General features: G+C 39.3%; 15 protein-coding genes. 14 read left to right on the top strand and 1 reads right to left on the bottom strand.

The genetic code is table 11. From position 1 onward, the window contains the following. Nucleotides 1-113: 113 nt before the first annotated feature. From BK584_RS04695 to ylqF, 4 genes are all read left to right on the top strand, one after another. Entirely contained in the window at nt 114-1,946 is a 1,833-nt protein-coding gene (locus BK584_RS04695) for an arginine--tRNA ligase (protein ID WP_078391522.1), read from the top strand. A gap of 134 nt (nt 1,947-2,080) precedes the next feature. After that, the gene (gene rplS / locus BK584_RS04690; RefSeq protein ID WP_078391521.1) at nt 2,081-2,428 is read left to right on the top strand and encodes a 50S ribosomal protein L19; all 348 of its coding nucleotides are present in this window, start codon (nt 2,081-2,083) and stop codon (nt 2,426-2,428) included. Nucleotides 2,429-2,900: 472 nt separating this feature from the next. Continuing rightward, nucleotides 2,901-3,452 (top strand): signal peptidase I, encoded by a 552-nt coding sequence (gene lepB, locus BK584_RS04685; protein ID WP_078391520.1) that lies wholly within the window; start codon nt 2,901-2,903, stop codon nt 3,450-3,452. Nucleotides 3,453-3,468: 16 nt separating this feature from the next. Then, the gene (gene ylqF, locus BK584_RS04680) at nt 3,469-4,338 is read left to right on the top strand and encodes a ribosome biogenesis GTPase YlqF (RefSeq protein WP_078391519.1); all 870 of its coding nucleotides are present in this window, start codon (nt 3,469-3,471) and stop codon (nt 4,336-4,338) included. 23 nt (nt 4,339-4,361) lie between these two features. Here ylqF and BK584_RS04675 read toward each other — a convergent pair whose 3' ends face one another. Next, nucleotides 4,362-5,117, bottom strand: a complete 756-nt coding sequence (locus tag BK584_RS04675; protein WP_078391518.1) for a sulfite exporter TauE/SafE family protein — start codon at nt 5,115-5,117, stop codon at nt 4,362-4,364. 77 nt (nt 5,118-5,194) lie between these two features. Here BK584_RS04675 and rnhB point away from each other — a divergent pair, with 77 nt between their 5' ends. The 10 genes from rnhB to xerC all read left to right on the top strand — a co-directional run bounded on the left by rnhB (nt 5,195) and on the right by xerC (nt 15,545). Then, entirely contained in the window at nt 5,195-5,977 is a 783-nt protein-coding gene (rnhB, locus tag BK584_RS04670) for a ribonuclease HII (RefSeq protein ID WP_078391517.1), read from the top strand. A 17-nt stretch (nt 5,978-5,994) separates the two neighbouring features. Continuing rightward, the gene (locus tag BK584_RS04665; protein WP_078391516.1) at nt 5,995-7,122 is read left to right on the top strand and encodes a hypothetical protein; all 1,128 of its coding nucleotides are present in this window, start codon (nt 5,995-5,997) and stop codon (nt 7,120-7,122) included. Beyond that, entirely contained in the window at nt 7,119-7,319 is a 201-nt protein-coding gene (locus BK584_RS04660; RefSeq protein ID WP_078391515.1) for a hypothetical protein, read from the top strand. Before BK584_RS04665 ends, BK584_RS04660 begins: the two co-directional genes overlap by 4 nt. 53 nt (nt 7,320-7,372) lie before the next feature. Continuing rightward, on the top strand, nt 7,373-7,558 hold the full coding sequence (locus BK584_RS04655) for a hypothetical protein (protein ID WP_078391514.1): 186 nt from the start codon (nt 7,373-7,375) through the stop codon (nt 7,556-7,558). A gap of 315 nt (nt 7,559-7,873) precedes the next feature. Continuing rightward, complete coding sequence (sucC, locus tag BK584_RS04650) at nt 7,874-9,034, top strand: ADP-forming succinate--CoA ligase subunit beta (RefSeq protein ID WP_078391513.1); 1,161 nt, start codon at nt 7,874-7,876, stop codon at nt 9,032-9,034. Between the two features lie 18 nt (nt 9,035-9,052). Beyond that, nucleotides 9,053-9,967: a succinate--CoA ligase subunit alpha gene (gene sucD, locus BK584_RS04645; RefSeq protein WP_078391512.1), complete on the top strand. Its 915-nt coding sequence runs from the start codon at nt 9,053-9,055 to the stop codon at nt 9,965-9,967. A 55-nt stretch (nt 9,968-10,022) separates the two neighbouring features. Further along, a complete protein-coding gene (dprA, locus tag BK584_RS04640; protein WP_078391511.1) occupies nt 10,023-10,937 on the top strand; it encodes a DNA-processing protein DprA in 915 nt (304 codons plus the stop codon). A 98-nt stretch (nt 10,938-11,035) separates the two neighbouring features. After that, a complete protein-coding gene (gene topA / locus BK584_RS04635) occupies nt 11,036-13,108 on the top strand; it encodes a type I DNA topoisomerase (protein ID WP_078391510.1) in 2,073 nt (690 codons plus the stop codon). Between the two features lie 158 nt (nt 13,109-13,266). Continuing rightward, nucleotides 13,267-14,577, top strand: coding sequence for an FADH(2)-oxidizing methylenetetrahydrofolate--tRNA-(uracil(54)-C(5))-methyltransferase TrmFO (trmFO, locus tag BK584_RS04630; RefSeq protein WP_078391509.1), 1,311 nt, complete (start codon nt 13,267-13,269; stop codon nt 14,575-14,577). Between the two features lie 65 nt (nt 14,578-14,642). Then, nucleotides 14,643-15,545 carry a tyrosine recombinase XerC gene (gene xerC, locus BK584_RS04625; RefSeq protein WP_078391508.1) on the top strand — a complete coding sequence of 301 codons (903 nt, stop codon included), beginning with the start codon at nt 14,643-14,645 and terminating at the stop codon, nt 15,543-15,545. Nucleotides 15,546-15,565 lie beyond the last annotated feature (20 nt).

Here is a 15,565-nt window from a genome sequence, read left to right as displayed (position 1 = left end):
CCGTATGCATAAAAACTGTATACGGTTTTTTCATTTGAATATTTAAAGGAGAGAGCATTGTCTCGATAGTCATGCTATACTGATTAGCAAAATAAAAAAGGTGGTTGATCAATATGCATGTAGAGCAAACACTCATCAGAGCAATTCAAGCAGCAACGGCTTCCTATTCAGATGAGATTGATATTGAATTGGAACAACCGGCACAACTTATTCATGGTGATTATTCAACAAATATCGCAATGAAATTAGCTCGTATCGCTCGAAAGAATCCTTTTGAAATTGCAATTGGTTTACAAGAGAAGTTAAAAGAGATAAATTTGCCAGTCAGTAAAATTGATGTTGTTAGACCTGGTTTTATAAACTTCTTTGTAAACTGGGATGATGTTTTAGTTACTAATACAGCAATCGATCAGACAAGTGGCGAAAAACAGAAAATTGTCATAGAACACACATCCATTAATCCTAATAAATCGGCTCATATCGGCCATTTACGCAATGCTTGCATTGGGGATACGCTTGCACGACTTTTAAAGAAAACTGGAGCTCACGTTGAAGTACATAATTACATTGATGATCTTGGGAACCAATTGGCAGACACGTTAACTGCATTGCTGCATACAGAGTCAACTGAACCCGCTGAACGGTTTGGCGATTATTGTTGGAATATCTATTCCGCTTTAAATGAGAAATATGAATCAGGGGAAATAAAAACAGCGATTCGGGATGATGTTCTTCATAAACTAGAAGAAGGGAATAACAGTACTGCTTGGCTTGGTTACGCTGTAGCCGATAAGTTGTCTTCGGAGCATATAGAAGAAATGAAGCAATTTGGTATTTCCTATGACTTGCTCGTTTGGGAACGGGATATTTTGCAAAAAGGTTTTTGGCAAGAAGCGTTCAGTAAACTAAAGCAAACAGATGTTTTCTTTAAACAAGACCACGGACCTCAAGCAGGTTGTTGGGTAATCCGGACCGATGATTCGACAGGGGGCATTAGTGAGTCGGAACATCTAGCTGATAAAGTTTTGATTCGCTCTAACGGTGTGTTAACGTATACGGCAAAAGATATTGCTTACCACATGTGGAAGTACGGATTATTAGAAGGAGATTTTACATACAAACAGAAAGTTGGTGAACTGTGGACCACCAGTTCATCTGGTGCTAAAGCTAATTTTGGTGATGCCGACTCAGTTATTAATATCATTGACTATCGGCAAGAGTATCCTCAACAAGTGGTGAAAAAAGCACTATTTGCTGCAGGTTATTCAGAGGAAGCAAATGAGCTATTCCAAGTTCCATATGGCGTTGTATCTTTAAGCAAACACACAGCAGAGCGCTTGGGAATTGAAACGGAAGAAAATAAGGAAGTATACGCTATGTCGGGACGTAAAGGCATTGGTATTAAAATAAACGAACTGATTGCAGAAATGGGAAAAGCGGTTCGAGAACAGAGTGCTAACGCTGATTCACAGACCATTAAAACACTCACAATTGCAGCAATCAGATACAATATGCTTCGTTACAATACGACGTCAGACATTGTTTTTGATCTGGAAGAAGCTACCCAAGTGACAGGTAATACGGGTGTGTATCTCATTTATACGTATGCCCGTACAAATAGTATTATCGAGAAGGCTACGACGGCTGGTTTAACTAAAGATGGAGCTACGTACCAAGAAGCAGAAGAGAGTGAACGAGCGCTATTAAAACATTTAGCTGGATGGGATACAACTCTACGTAAAGCAGTGAAAGCTTTGGAGCCTAACTTATTGTGCACATTTGCTTTTGAACTCGCCAGCTTGTATAACCAATTTTATTCGCTATGTCCTGTTATTAAAGCTGAACCGATTCAGCAAAAACGTCGTTTAGCTTTGACCGAGCAAGTAAATATAAAATTAGCAGAAATCTTTGAAATTCTTGGTTTACCAAGCCAAAAAAAGATTTGATTGGATATTGTAGTTCGCGCTTCATTGTGCTATGATAATGGTTGTGGCTGAATGAGAAATCTTCAGCAAGATTACGATGTTCCGCTGCTTTATTTATTGGCAAGAATGTCTGTACGGAAGGAGGGAACGATACGATGAGCAACCTAATTAAAGAAATCACTAGTGAGCAATTGCGCACAGACCATCCTGATTTTCGTCCTGGAGACACGCTTACAATCCACGTAAAAGTTGTGGAAGGAACGCGCGAACGTATTCAGCTTTTTGAAGGCGTCGTGATTAAGCGTCGTGGTTCTGGTATCAGTGAAACGTTTATTGCACGCAAAATCTCATACGGTGTAGGTGTTGAACGTACATTCCCATTACATTCACCGAAGATCGATAAGATTGAAGTGAAGCGTTACGGTAAAGTACGTCGCGCGAAACTTTACTACTTACGTAATCTTCGTGGTAAAAAAGCACGTATTAAAGAAATTCGTCGTTAATCAGAACTTTTATATATCAAGGGTTCTGACAGAAAAAGAGAGCGTTCCTCATAGCGGGGAGCGTTTTTTTGCGTTCATCAGATGAGATATAAAAAATGGTCAGTCTTAGGAACGATAATAAAAAAGAGGGTGGAAGCTACAACTTAAACGTTATTTCATAATAGGATAAATGTTGTTTTTGATACATGCATTAAACTAAATATGACTTTCATTCATTCCTATCGATACAAAATAATAGAGTGAAAATGGCGCAAATTGACCGGTTTGAGTAGGTGAGGTATAATCTCCGAAGGCGTATACCCTTCTATTAATTCGTAAGTGGTTCAATCATTTATTTATTGATTCAATGTTAATTTAATCGTAAGATGACAGCAAAAGATTCCTTATGTGGTGCGAAAGATTCTCCGTGCTTTTGTTTGATGAATAAGAACAATAAACATGGTAAACTAGAGAGAGAAGGAGGCGAGAGCAATTGAAATCACGGGCTTTTCCAGTTGAGTGGGCAAAAGCGCTTACCTTAGCGTTAATTGCAACACTTTTAGTTCGAATTTTTTTGCTGGCGCCTATTATTGTTGAAGGATATTCCATGCAACCCACGTTAGAGACTGGTGACAAATTGATTGTAAATCAAATCGGATACCGCTTCGTAGAACCGCAACGATTTGATATTGTTGTATTTCATGCTCCAGGCGGTAAAGATTATATTAAACGTATTGTTGGTTTGCCCGGTGAAACCTTGGTCTATGAAAATGATATCCTTTATATCGATGGTGAAGCTGTTGAAGAGCCCTATTTAAAACACTTAAAAGAATCAATTCAAGGCAATCAAAACCTCACTGGGGACTTTACGCTCGAAGAAGTAATTAACGAGCAGACAATTCCGGACGACCATTATTTTATGATGGGTGATAATCGGCGTTTAAGTAAAGATAGTCGTGATATTGGGGTTGTTCATTTTTCGGAAATAATTGGGAGAGCGAATATTATCTTCTACCCTTTTGAGAATGCAAACATTGTAAATTAATAAGCAGGTGAAACGGATGAAGACAATCCAATGGTATCCCGGTCACATGGCGAAAGCTAGACGGGAAATAAAAGAAAAACTAAAGATGATTGATGTTGTAATTGAGTTACTTGATGCGCGAATTCCGCTGTCTTCTCGTAATCCAATTATTGATGAGTTAACAGGTGAAAAACCACGCTTGATTCTCTTAAATAAAGCTGACCTTGCTGATGAGGCACATACAGAACAGTGGAGTGCGTATTTTAGGAGTCAAGGAGCAGAAGTCATTGCAGTAAACGCACAAACAGGTCAAGGAGTAAAGAAGATTGCACCTGCATGTCAGAAGCTCGCTCATGCTCTTTATAAGAAGTGGGAGTCAAAAGGGATGAAACCGAGAGCATTAAGAGCCGTCATTTTAGGTATTCCTAATGTAGGTAAATCAACATTGATTAATCGTCTCGTAAATAAAAGGCAGGCAAAAGTTGGTGATCGGCCAGGCGTAACAAAACAACAACAATGGATAAAAGTAGGGAACCAACTAGAATTACTAGATACTCCTGGAATTTTGTGGCCGAAGTTTGACGACCAGCAAGTTGGCATGCGATTAGCTGCGACGGGTGCGATTAAAGATGAACTGCTTGATTATGGAGATGTGGCAGCATTTGCGCTGCGATTTTTGGCAGTGGAATACCCTAACAAATTAACAAATCGTTATGAAATTGAACTTCCAGACGATCTAGATGATATTGGCCCAGTATTTGAAGAAATTGGGCGTAAAAGAGGTTGTATCATTCGGGGAGGACTTGTCGATTTCGATAAAACTGCTGAATTGTTACTTCGTGAACTACGAAGTGGCACGGTAGGAAAGATTACCTTTGAAACCCCGGCAGAAGAATCGCAGGCTTAATTAGCAGCTGCGATTCTATTTTTTTATAGGAGTGCATCATAAAATAATCGAGCAGCGAGAAGGATAACGGTAGCAATCAGAATAAGTTGAATCCACTTCGTTCGACTACTTAAAACTAACTTACTGCCAAGTATAGCTCCACTAGCTGTACCCGCCGCTAGAACGATCCCGTGTCCCCATAGAACATGACCATTTGCTGCAAAAATGCATAGAGAAATCAAAACAGATAATCCGACAACAAGTATTTTAATTAGCGTAGCCTCAATAAACGAACGTTTATACAAAAGAATAGCTAGAATCATAATATAGAAGCCTACACCTACTTGTATAAACCCACTATAAAAACCAATTAGGACAAAACTGGCAGTGCCAACAGTATACATTGCTGAAGAGATTCTTCCTGGTTTGGTAATCGCTTTTAAAGGGTTCCAAATGATAAATGCTAAGGTGACAATCATTGTCACTGCAAGAATAATCATAAAAACATTATCAGAAATTGAGATCGCAGAAAGCGCTCCAAATACGGCTCCTGCGGTTGACGCAATTAAAAGAGAAAGGTTTTGTTTAATCCTTATCTGTCCTTTACGAGCGAAGGTGACTATTGATGTCACACTTTGGACAACGATGGCAACGCGGTTTGTCCCGTTTGCCTCAGCAGAAGGCAAGCCAAGAAATAAGAGAACGGGAAGAGTAAGTAAGGATCCTCCGGCAGAAACTGTATTAATAATACCAGCGATAAAACCAACAGTAAGTAACAATATAATTTCCAAAATAGACATGGTGAAAACTCCTTGAGTATTAATGCTAGTATAACTATAGCATGGCCATTGTCGTTACAGTTAGAAAGGACATACATATGAATTCAATTAAAGAAATTCGTGCCCGTTTTGACGAAGACGTCATTACTGCAAAAGAAGTAGAAACCTTAAGAGGAGATAAACGTAAAGGGGTTCAAGTTTTATTGAATCGCTATGATCGACTTCTTGAAAAACAACAAGAGCTAGAAGAAATGCATAGTGGCATGCTCGCTTTTGAAAATGAGCTACATCAAGCCGGCTACCATATGATATGTGGTGTGGACGAAGTAGGACGAGGTCCTCTCGCAGGACCTGTTACAGCTTGTGCGTGTATTTTGCCGATTGATTTTCAATTACTAGGCCTAACTGATTCCAAAAAAATAACGAAAGCAAAAAGGGAAGAATTTGCTGAGTATATAAAAGAAAATGCATTAGCCTTCCAAATTGCTAGTGTGAGTGCACAAGAAATTGACAAGATTAATATTTTGCAAGCAACAAAAAAAGCGATGACAATAGCAATTAACGGGTTGCAAAAAAAAGCGGATTTTTTGTTGCTAGATGCAATTGAATTGGATATTCAATTACCTCAAATGTCCATTATAAAAGGGGATGCAAAAAGTCTATCGATTGCTGCAAGCTCTGTTTTAGCAAAAGTATGGCGGGATCGATATATGGCGGAAGTAGCAGAGGAATATCCGGAGTATGGATTTGATACACATGCTGGGTATGGAACAACCACTCATTTAGAAGCAATTAGAGAGTATGGTATGACACGGGAGCATCGTCGTTCATTCAAACCAGTATTAGAAATAGCAAATAAGCGTCTTTACTCAAAAGAATAGAAGAAAGGAGTGAATGGATGAACCCTCTATCGCATTCATTATCCAATCATCCTTCTAATAAAATAAAACGTATTTTCCATGAAGAACAAATGATGCGTGGCCATGTGTTAAAACTCTTTCCTATAGCGGAAACGGCCCAAATTCAAGTTGGACAATCAATCATTGTTGCCAACCTTCAAGCAGAGCTAAAGGTTGGGAAAGTTTACTGGTTTACAGTTGTGGGGATAGGATACGCACCCATACTAAAAAAAATAGCAGAAGGGGGTACATTTCGACAATTGCTTGAAATCTGGTCTATTTATCCTTCTCAAAAAGCAATGCAATTAGTTGCTTTGTTTGAACGGTTAAATGTCCCATTACAAAAGAAAATCTACATCAGAGTTACTACTATCCAAAGGAAATGGAGAGCCTCGATGGAGGAAGTAGAGTTAACACTATGCTATCTAAATGAAAAACGAATCAGTTTCACGGATGAGTGGATTGTTAGATCATTGGTTGAAATACGATCAAAAAAAAGCGTTTCTGCTACAATACGCGATATACACTTAATAGCACTGAAGGATAGCAATCACCCTTTGATTCAACAATTAGACAATTATCAGAAGGGTGAAGAACAATTAAAAAGTGATTTACTTAAAGCTGGTCCACTGAACGAACTTTTAAAGAGGCAGATCTTGCTTATACGGGGACTTGACGAGATCATTGTGAATTTAAAAGGGCATGAATTAGCTGATTCCGTTAAAGAACTACAAGCTCGATTAATGCTTCAAATTGGACCGGACTATGAAACGAAAGATTTCGTAAGTGTTGTTATGCCATTTTCTCAGATTGATTGGGATATTCAAATTAGCAATGAAAAGAATAAGCCGTTGAACCAAAAAATTGGACAAAAGTTTCACGCAATGATAAGTACATTTATGCCAAAAATGGGCTCATTACGAATGAGTATACGCTTAAAAGAAAAAAGAGTTTTTCTTGTTATTTATAGTCATTCAACGATTCCAGAGTCTTTTTGTGAAGCGCGAGAAAGGCTGAAAATTAAATTACGCTCTAAGGGGTTTGAATTGGAAGTGTGTAAATGGATTGATAACAATTCAGAACAAACGAGGCAGTGCCTTCATAGCGGGATAGATATAAAATTATGAGAACAAAATCAATATATAAGTTAATGGATGCTTTACCAACTTTGTTTCAAAATAGGGACTTTTTTGTTGGCAAACGTTATGTTCGGACTTCAGAGGGAAACGGTTTGCAGCAGCCTCTAATTCAGCTGCCTGATGATTCTGCAGAAGTTTGTGCTGAAATAATTCTTTTTATGCTTGATTTGGAGGAGTCGTCATAATTTAAACTTCTTTGCAGATACTGAAAAAATAAGACTGCAAAAGGAGAGTGACAATGATGGACGAACAAAAAAGAAACAAACGCCAAGAAGAATTTTCTAGTGAATTTGGGCATTATGCACCAGCTTCTGAAAAAGAGCAGCTAGCAAAAGGGTTGAAGAAGTTATTTGAGCCAAATAAAAAAGAGCAAAACAAGAAGAAATCCAAAAAAACATCAGAACATGAGAATGAAGATACTTAATCGATAGTTTACTTATTGAAAAACGTAATGATTCTTTTTGGAGCAACTTAATTAACGAAGAAAAAGGTTGCTTGCTTTGATGGAAATTCTACTTACAGGAAAATTTTCTCATTTTAATAAACGACAAAAAAATAGAAGAGATCCAAAAAAAGAACAAATATCAACAAAGAAAACAGAAAAATTGTAAGAATGATAGCGGTTACCCCTCCCCAAGCATCAAAAAAAGTGCTAGAATGAAAAAGGATTTCGTATTAAAGACGAAAATTCTCGTGCGCGTAAGAGTGAAGCACGTAATTACAGGAGGCTGGAGAGAGAATGAATATCCATGAGTATCAGGGTAAAGAAATTCTTCGTTCGTACGGAGTAGCCGTTCCAAACGGAAAAGTAGCATTCTCTGTTGACGAAGCAGTAGAAGTAGCGAAAGAACTAGGCTCGTCTGTATCTGTAGTAAAAGCACAGATTCACGCAGGTGGACGTGGGAAAGCCGGCGGTGTTAAAGTTGCGAAAAACTTGGATGAAGTTCGTACATACGCGGATGAAATTCTTGGGAAAACACTTGTGACGCATCAAACTGGACCAGCAGGTAAGGAAGTTAAGCGCTTACTAGTTGAAGAAGGTTGCGACATTAAGAATGAATATTATATTGGTCTTGTAGTAGACCGTGCTACTTCAAGCGTTGTATTAATGGCTTCTGAAGAAGGCGGTACTGAAATCGAAGTAGTAGCAGAAGAAACACCTGATAAGATTTTTAAAGAAGTAATTGATCCAGCAGTGGGCCTTCAAGGCTTCCAAGCTAGACGTGTTGCATTTAATATAAACATTCCTAAAGAACTTGTTGGCCAAGCTGTTAAATTTATGATGGGCTTGTATCAAGTTTTTGTTGATAAAGATGCATCGATTGCTGAAATAAACCCTCTTGTTACAACAGGTGATGGAAAAGTAATGGCATTAGATGCTAAATTCAACTTTGATTCCAATGCGCTATATCGCCATAAAGACATCGTTGAACTTCGTGATTTAGAAGAAGAAGATGTGAAAGAAATCGAGGCTTCAAAACACGACTTGAACTATATTGCTCTAGACGGGAACATCGGCTGCATGGTTAATGGAGCTGGTCTCGCTATGGCTACAATGGATATTATCAAACATTATATGGGCGATCCAGCTAACTTCCTTGATGTTGGTGGCGGTGCGACAGCTGAAAAAGTAACGGAAGCCTTTAAATTGATTTTGTCTGATGAAAATGTAAAAGGTATTTTTGTTAATATTTTTGGCGGAATTATGAAATGTGACATTATCGCAGAAGGGGTTATTACTGCGACAAAAGAAGTTGGCCTCGAGATTCCTCTTGTTGTTCGTTTGGAAGGCACAAACGTAGAACTTGGGAAAAAACTTTTAAAAGAATCTGGATTAAATATCACAGCAGCAGATTCAATGGCTGACGGCGCACAAAAAATCGTTTCATTAGTGAAATAGGAAGGGCGGAGCTAGCAGATGAGCATCTTAATCAATAAAGATACAAAAGTTATTGTTCAAGGAATAACCGGCGCCACTGGATTGTTTCATACAAAACAGGCGCTTGAGTATGGAACGAAAATCGTTGGCGGAGTAACGCCTGGTAAAGGTGGCACTGAAATTGAAGGTGTGCCAGTTTTTAATACTGTAAAAGAAGCAGTTGATGCAACCGGAGCAAATGCGACGGTTATCTATGTTCCACCGGCTTTTGCAGCTGATGCCATCATGGAAGCAACAGATGCAGCATTAGATTTGGCAATTTGTATTACTGAAGGCATTCCGGTTATCGATATGGTGAAAGTAAAACGCTATATGGAAGGCAAGAAGACTCGTTTGATCGGGCCAAACTGTCCTGGTGTTATTACTCCAGAGGAATGTAAAATTGGTATTATGCCTGGTTATATCCATAAAAAAGGACATATCGGTGTTGTCTCTCGTTCCGGTACTTTAACATATGAAGCTGTCCATCAGCTTTCAACTGAAGGAATTGGTCAATCATCTGCTGTAGGAATTGGTGGAGACCCGGTCAATGGAACTGACTTCATTGATGTCCTTTCTTTGTTTAATGAGGATCCTGACACTTATGCGGTTATTATGATCGGTGAGATAGGTGGAACGGCTGAAGAAGAAGCAGCTGAATGGGTAAAAGAAAATATGACAAAACCTGTTGTTGGCTTTATTGGTGGTCAAACGGCCCCTCCAGGAAAACGCATGGGCCACGCTGGTGCGATTATTTCTGGCGGTAAAGGGACAGCAGCTGAAAAGATTAAAACAATGGAAGCTTGCGGCATCCGTGTTGCAGCTACTCCATCTGTAATGGGCGAAACGTTAATTAAATCATTGAAAGCAAATGACTTATATGAGAAAAGCGTTACGCACGAAATAGCAAAATAAGAGTAAACAGCCCCTTGCGATTGTGAGGGGCTTTTCATAGAATACGAGGAAATGGGTGATTGATATTTCATATGAAGAACGCTTTCTTCACTTACATGCGGTCCTTTCTACGAACTATCGCGCGTTTGTTCGACTATTAGAATGGGATCCTGAACTAGTAAGCATTTATAAAGCCTCTGCAAGCGAAATGAGCGAAATTCTCCAATTGAATGATCGTCAGAGTAAGCGTTTGTTTGAATGGCTTAGACGTAGTGACCAAGCTGTTTATAAAGAACAACTAGACAAGGCAGGTATTCAAACCATCTTCAGTCATTCTTCTCATTACCCTCCATTATTAAATACCATTTATGATCCACCGCATATTCTTTATACAAAAGGTAACCTTGAGATCTTAAAAACAAAAAAAATAGCTGTTGTGGGAACTAGGACACCAACGCCGTATAGCAAAGAAGTACTCGCTCTCTTAACGCCGGTTATAATAGATGCCGGGATAACAATCGTTAGTGGTTTGGCTAGAGGTGTAGATTCTTTAGCCCACCACAGTGCTATCACATATAAAGGTCTCACAATTGCTGTAACAGCATGTGGATTTGACACCGTATATCCTCCAGAACATTACTCTCTTTTCCAGTCTATAGCTTCCCACCATTTAGTTGTTAGTGAATACCCTCCTTTTGTAAAACCTAAAAAATGGACTTTTCCAGCTAGAAATCGATTAATAAGTGGCATGAGTTATGCAACTGTTATTATAGAAGCAAAGCGAAAAAGTGGCTCTCTTATTACAGCTGATTTAGCTATTGAACAAGGAAGAGAAGTGTTTGCAGTACCTAGCAATATAACCTCGTCAGAGTCAAGTGGAACAAATTGGCTAATTAGTCAGGGAGCATGCTGTCTTTATTCAAAAAACACGCTTAGCGAGACATTGCCAAACTTTTTGTCGAAAGATAGCGAACTATCGGATTTTATCTAGCTGTTTTCACTTCCGTTTGACAAATGGGGAAAGTCTGTTTAATAATGAGGAAGATTTACTTCATCAATAGAGAATAATGTGAGAGGGAGCTGCTTTACATGTCCGATTATTTAGTAATCGTGGAATCTCCCGCTAAAGCCAAAACCATTGGAAAATATTTAGGGAAAAAATACGTTGTCAAAGCATCGATGGGCCACGTTCGAGATTTACCTAAAAGCCAAATGGGCGTTAGTGTAGAAGAAAACTATGAACCAAGGTATATTACAATTCGCGGGAAAGGTCCCGTGTTAAAAGAACTAAAGACAGCAGCTAAAAAAGCGAAACGTATCTATCTAGCGGCTGACCCGGATCGAGAAGGGGAAGCGATTGCCTGGCATTTAGCTCATAGTCTGAATATAGATGAACATTCAGACTGTCGAGTCGTCTTTAATGAAATTACAAAAACGGCTATAAAGGATGCATTTAAGCACCCTCGACCGATCAATATGGATTTAGTTGATGCTCAGCAAGCTAGAAGGATATTGGATCGTTTAGTGGGCTATAATATTTCACCATTATTATGGAAAAAAGTGAAAAAGGGCTTGAGTGCAGGGCGTGTTCAATCTGTAGCGGTAAAATTAATTACGGATCGCGAAAAAGAAATACAAAACTTTGAGCCTGAAGAATATTGGAGCATTGAAGGAAATTTTAAATTAAAAGGCGAGATGTTTGAAGCAAAGTATTATGGTGTCAATGGTAAAAAGCAAAGTCTTTCTAATGAAGAAGATGTTCAAGCTGTTTTAAAACAAATGAAAGGGAAGTCTTTTCAAGTAACGAATGTTACAAGAAAAGAACGCCGGCGTAACCCCGTTACCCCTTTTACTACTTCTTCATTGCAACAAGAAGCTGCGCGTAAGCTTAATTTTCGAGCTAAGAAAACAATGCTAATCGCGCAACAGTTATACGAAGGTATTGATCTCGGTAAGCAAGGGACAGTGGGTTTAATTACTTACATGAGAACGGACTCTACCCGTATATCAGATACAGCAAAACAAGAGACGCATGATTACATCAAGAAAACATTTGGTGATGAGTACGTCAATAAAGTAGAGCGGAAAGCCAAGCAGGACAAAAAAGCGCAGGACGCTCATGAAGCGATTCGTCCAACATCGGTTATGTATGAACCTAAAACTGTGAAAGAATACTTGTCTCGTGACCAGCATCGGTTATATAGGTTGATTTGGGAACGTCTGGTTGCAAGTGAAATGGCTCCAGCCGTTATGGACACGATGTCTGTTGATCTTGATAATAATGGTGTTTTATTCCGTGCAACCGGTTCAAAATTAAAATTTGCCGGATTTATGAAAGTTTACATTGAAGGCAATGATGATAATAAGAAGGAAGAAGACCGACTTTTACCAGCGTTGGAAGAAGGTCAAACGGTTGAAAAACAAGACATTACACCAAATCAACATTTTACTCAACCTCCTCCTCGTTACACGGAAGCTAGGCTTGTAAAAACGTTAGAAGAGTTAGGGATAGGGCGTCCATCTACTTATGCACCGACTCTTGATACAATTCAGCGTCGCGGTTATGTTGCTCTAGATGAAAAACGTTTTGTACCAACTGAGCTAGGTGAAATTGTTCTCGATTTGATTGTTGAGTTTTTCCCGGAAATTTTGGACGTTGAATTTACAGCTAAAATGGAACAGGATTTAGATAGCATTGAGGATGGCAAGGATAATTGGATAGGAATAATTGACCAATTCTATCAAAGCTTCGAAAAACGTTTAAAAGTTGCAGAAGAAGAGATGGAAGAAGTCGAAATAAAAGATGAACCTGCAGGTGAAGACTGCGACAAATGTGATCACGAAATGGTTTACAAGATGGGGCGCTATGGTAAGTTTATGGCTTGTTCTAATTTCCCGGATTGTCGAAATACGAAGGCAATTGTTAAAGACATTGGAGTTACTTGTCCAACATGTAAAGAGGGAAATATTGTCGAACGGAAAAGTAAAAAACGACGCATTTTTTATGGTTGTGACCGGTACCCAGAGTGTGAGTTTGTTTCATGGGATAAACCGATTGCTCGTCCTTGCCCAAAATGTCAAGGCCTACTTGTTGAAAAAAAATCTAAAAAAGCTGTGTATGTTGCTTGTAGTTCGTGTGATTATGAGGAAGAAAAGCAGTAATTTGTCGAAGATGCTCGTTTTCTAAGGTTTATTAGTTGAAATAAAACGTCAAAGATACTATGATATGGGTACTTACTGACTTAGCCTTCACTCTACAAAGGAGTGGAGGCGTTTCTGTGAACGCAGTAATTGATCCATGAAAAAGGAGTATGCGCTTTATGATAGAAAATAAAACGATTAATGTAATTGGCGCAGGATTAGCCGGCAGCGAGGCGGCTTGGCAAATTGCTAAGCGTGGAGGTCAAGTTCGCTTATATGAGATGCGACCAGTAAAACAAACGCCTGCACACCATACGGATAAGTTTGCTGAACTTGTATGCAGCAATTCGTTGCGAGGCAATTCATTAGCCAACGCTGTAGGTGTTCTGAAAGAAGAAATGCGTAAATTAGATTCCGTCATTATTAAAGCGGCAGATGAAGCGGCTGTTCCTGCAGGTGGTGCACTAGCAGTGGATCGTCATGATTTTGCAGCAAGAGTAACGAATTATGTGAAAGAGCATCCGAATGTGACCGTTGTAAACGAGGAAATCACAGAACTGCCTTCCGGCCCAACGATCATTGCTACTGGCCCATTGACGTCTAAAGCATTGTCAGAACAATTAAAAGCATTAACAGGAGAAGAGCATCTTTATTTTTACGATGCGGCTGCACCTATTATTGATGCCGAAACAATTGATCGAGACAAAGTTTACTTAAAAAGTAGGTATGATAAGGGAGAAGCTGCTTACTTAAATTGTCCTATGACCGAAGAGGAATTTAATCGTTTTTATGATGCTTTAATTGAAGCGGAGACGGTTCCTTTGCGGGAATTTGAAAAAGAAATCTTTTTTGAGGGCTGTATGCCGATTGAAGTTATGGCGTCACGTGGAAGAAAGACAATGTTATTCGGTCCGTTAAAGCCTGTAGGTTTAGAAGATCCGAAAACAGGGAAGCGACCTTATGCAGTCGTTCAACTGCGTCAAGATAATTTATCGGGCACTTTGTATAATATTGTCGGATTCCAAACTCATTTAAAATGGGGGCCTCAAAAAGAAGTGATCCGTATGATTCCAGGATTGGAACAGGCGGACATTGTTCGATACGGCGTCATGCATCGTAACACGTTTCTAAATTCGCCAAACTTGCTAAAGCCAACCTATCAATCAACCGTTCGTGACGATCTTTTTTTTGCAGGACAAATTACGGGTGTTGAAGGTTATGTTGAATCTGCAGCTGCAGGTTTAATTGCTGGAATTAATGCATTCAAACTAACAGAAGGCCAACCGCTTGCTATTTTGCCGGAAGAAACGATGATGGGGAGTATGGCTGCGTATATTACAACCGCAAACTCTAAAAATTTCCAGCCGATGAATGCGAACTTTGGTCTTGTTCCACCCCTTGATGTTCGGATAAAAGCAAAAAAAGAACGTTATGAAGCCCTTGCTAGTCGGGCATTGGAGTCGATTCAGAATTTTGTGAAAGAAGTGTGAAGTTTATTGCTTCTCCTTGTTAAACTGTGGTAGAATTTATTAGTTCTAAGAGGGAGGACAATCTTGTGGAATCAGAAGAGCGACTTTGGCTTAATTGGTTTATCCGGTATTTGGAAGTAGAGAGGAACAGTTCCAAATGGACGATTGATCATTATACAAAAGACGTAGAACAGTTTTGCACATTTTTGTCACAGCAAGGGCTTTTGGGAATTAGTGAAACGACTCATCTGGAAGTACGTTCGTATATTAGTACGCTTGTTGACAGGCGTTATGCAAGACGTACGATTGCTCGAAAGCTATCAGCGCTAAGAAGCTTCGGAAAATTCTTGCTTCGCGAGCAATTGGTAAAGGAAAACCCTTTTTTGCACGCGCATCTTCCGAAACAAGAAGAGAGGCTTCCACGCTTTCTGTATGAAGAAGAAATGGACCATTGGTTAACAGCTCTACCTTCTGAAACGGCGCTTGAAAAAAGAGATAAGGCGATCATTGAGCTACTTTATGCGACGGGCATCCGTGTTTCTGAGTGCAGTATGCTGCATACTGAGCAGCTTCATTGGACAAGTGGTACGATACGTGTATTTGGAAAAGGTAGAAAAGAGCGGTATGTCCCGTTTGGTAAAGAGGCAGAAACTAGTTTGAATGTTTATTTAGAGTTAGGACGGCCAAAACTAGAGAAACAATCGGAGCCTTCAACACATCTTTTCCTTAATTATCGTGGAGGTCCATTAACTGATCGGAGCATTCGAAAGATTGTGGAAAAACGAATGCGCGAAGCTGCAATGAAAAAAAGTATAAGCCCACATGATATTCGCCATTCTTTCGCTACCCATTTGTTGAATGCGGGAGCAGACTTAAGGACTGTACAAGAATTGTTAGGGCATCAAACATTAAGAACGACTCAAGTATACACTCATGTAAGCAAAGAACGTCTTTACACTGTATATAAAGATTTCCACCCGCGAGCATAGTTTTACGAAAAAAGGAGCGT

Source organism: Shouchella patagoniensis, assembly GCF_002019705.1.
GTDB lineage: Bacteria > Bacillota > Bacilli > Bacillales > Bacillaceae_D > Shouchella > Shouchella patagoniensis.
This window is presented reverse-complemented; position numbering and strand designations above follow the sequence as displayed.

Bases quoted from the DNA above. Each gene is read 5' to 3' on its own strand.
- BK584_RS04695 (WP_078391522.1), top strand. From the start codon at position 114: ATGCATGTAGAGCAAACACTCATCAGAGCAATTCAAGCAGCAACGGCT.
- rplS (WP_078391521.1), top strand. From the start codon at position 2,081: ATGAGCAACCTAATTAAAGAAATCACTAGTGAGCAATTGCGCACAGAC.
- ylqF (WP_078391519.1), top strand. From the start codon at position 3,469: ATGAAGACAATCCAATGGTATCCCGGTCACATGGCGAAAGCTAGACGG.
- BK584_RS04675 (WP_078391518.1), bottom strand. From the start codon at position 5,117: ATGTCTATTTTGGAAATTATATTGTTACTTACTGTTGGTTTTATCGCT.
- rnhB (WP_078391517.1), top strand. From the start codon at position 5,195: ATGAATTCAATTAAAGAAATTCGTGCCCGTTTTGACGAAGACGTCATT.
- BK584_RS04665 (WP_078391516.1), top strand. From the start codon at position 5,995: ATGAACCCTCTATCGCATTCATTATCCAATCATCCTTCTAATAAAATA.
- BK584_RS04660 (WP_078391515.1), top strand. From the start codon at position 7,119: ATGAGAACAAAATCAATATATAAGTTAATGGATGCTTTACCAACTTTG.
- BK584_RS04655 (WP_078391514.1), top strand. From the start codon at position 7,373: ATGATGGACGAACAAAAAAGAAACAAACGCCAAGAAGAATTTTCTAGT.
- sucC (WP_078391513.1), top strand. From the start codon at position 7,874: ATGAATATCCATGAGTATCAGGGTAAAGAAATTCTTCGTTCGTACGGA.
- sucD (WP_078391512.1), top strand. From the start codon at position 9,053: ATGAGCATCTTAATCAATAAAGATACAAAAGTTATTGTTCAAGGAATA.
- topA (WP_078391510.1), top strand. From the start codon at position 11,036: ATGTCCGATTATTTAGTAATCGTGGAATCTCCCGCTAAAGCCAAAACC.
- trmFO (WP_078391509.1), top strand. From the start codon at position 13,267: ATGATAGAAAATAAAACGATTAATGTAATTGGCGCAGGATTAGCCGGC.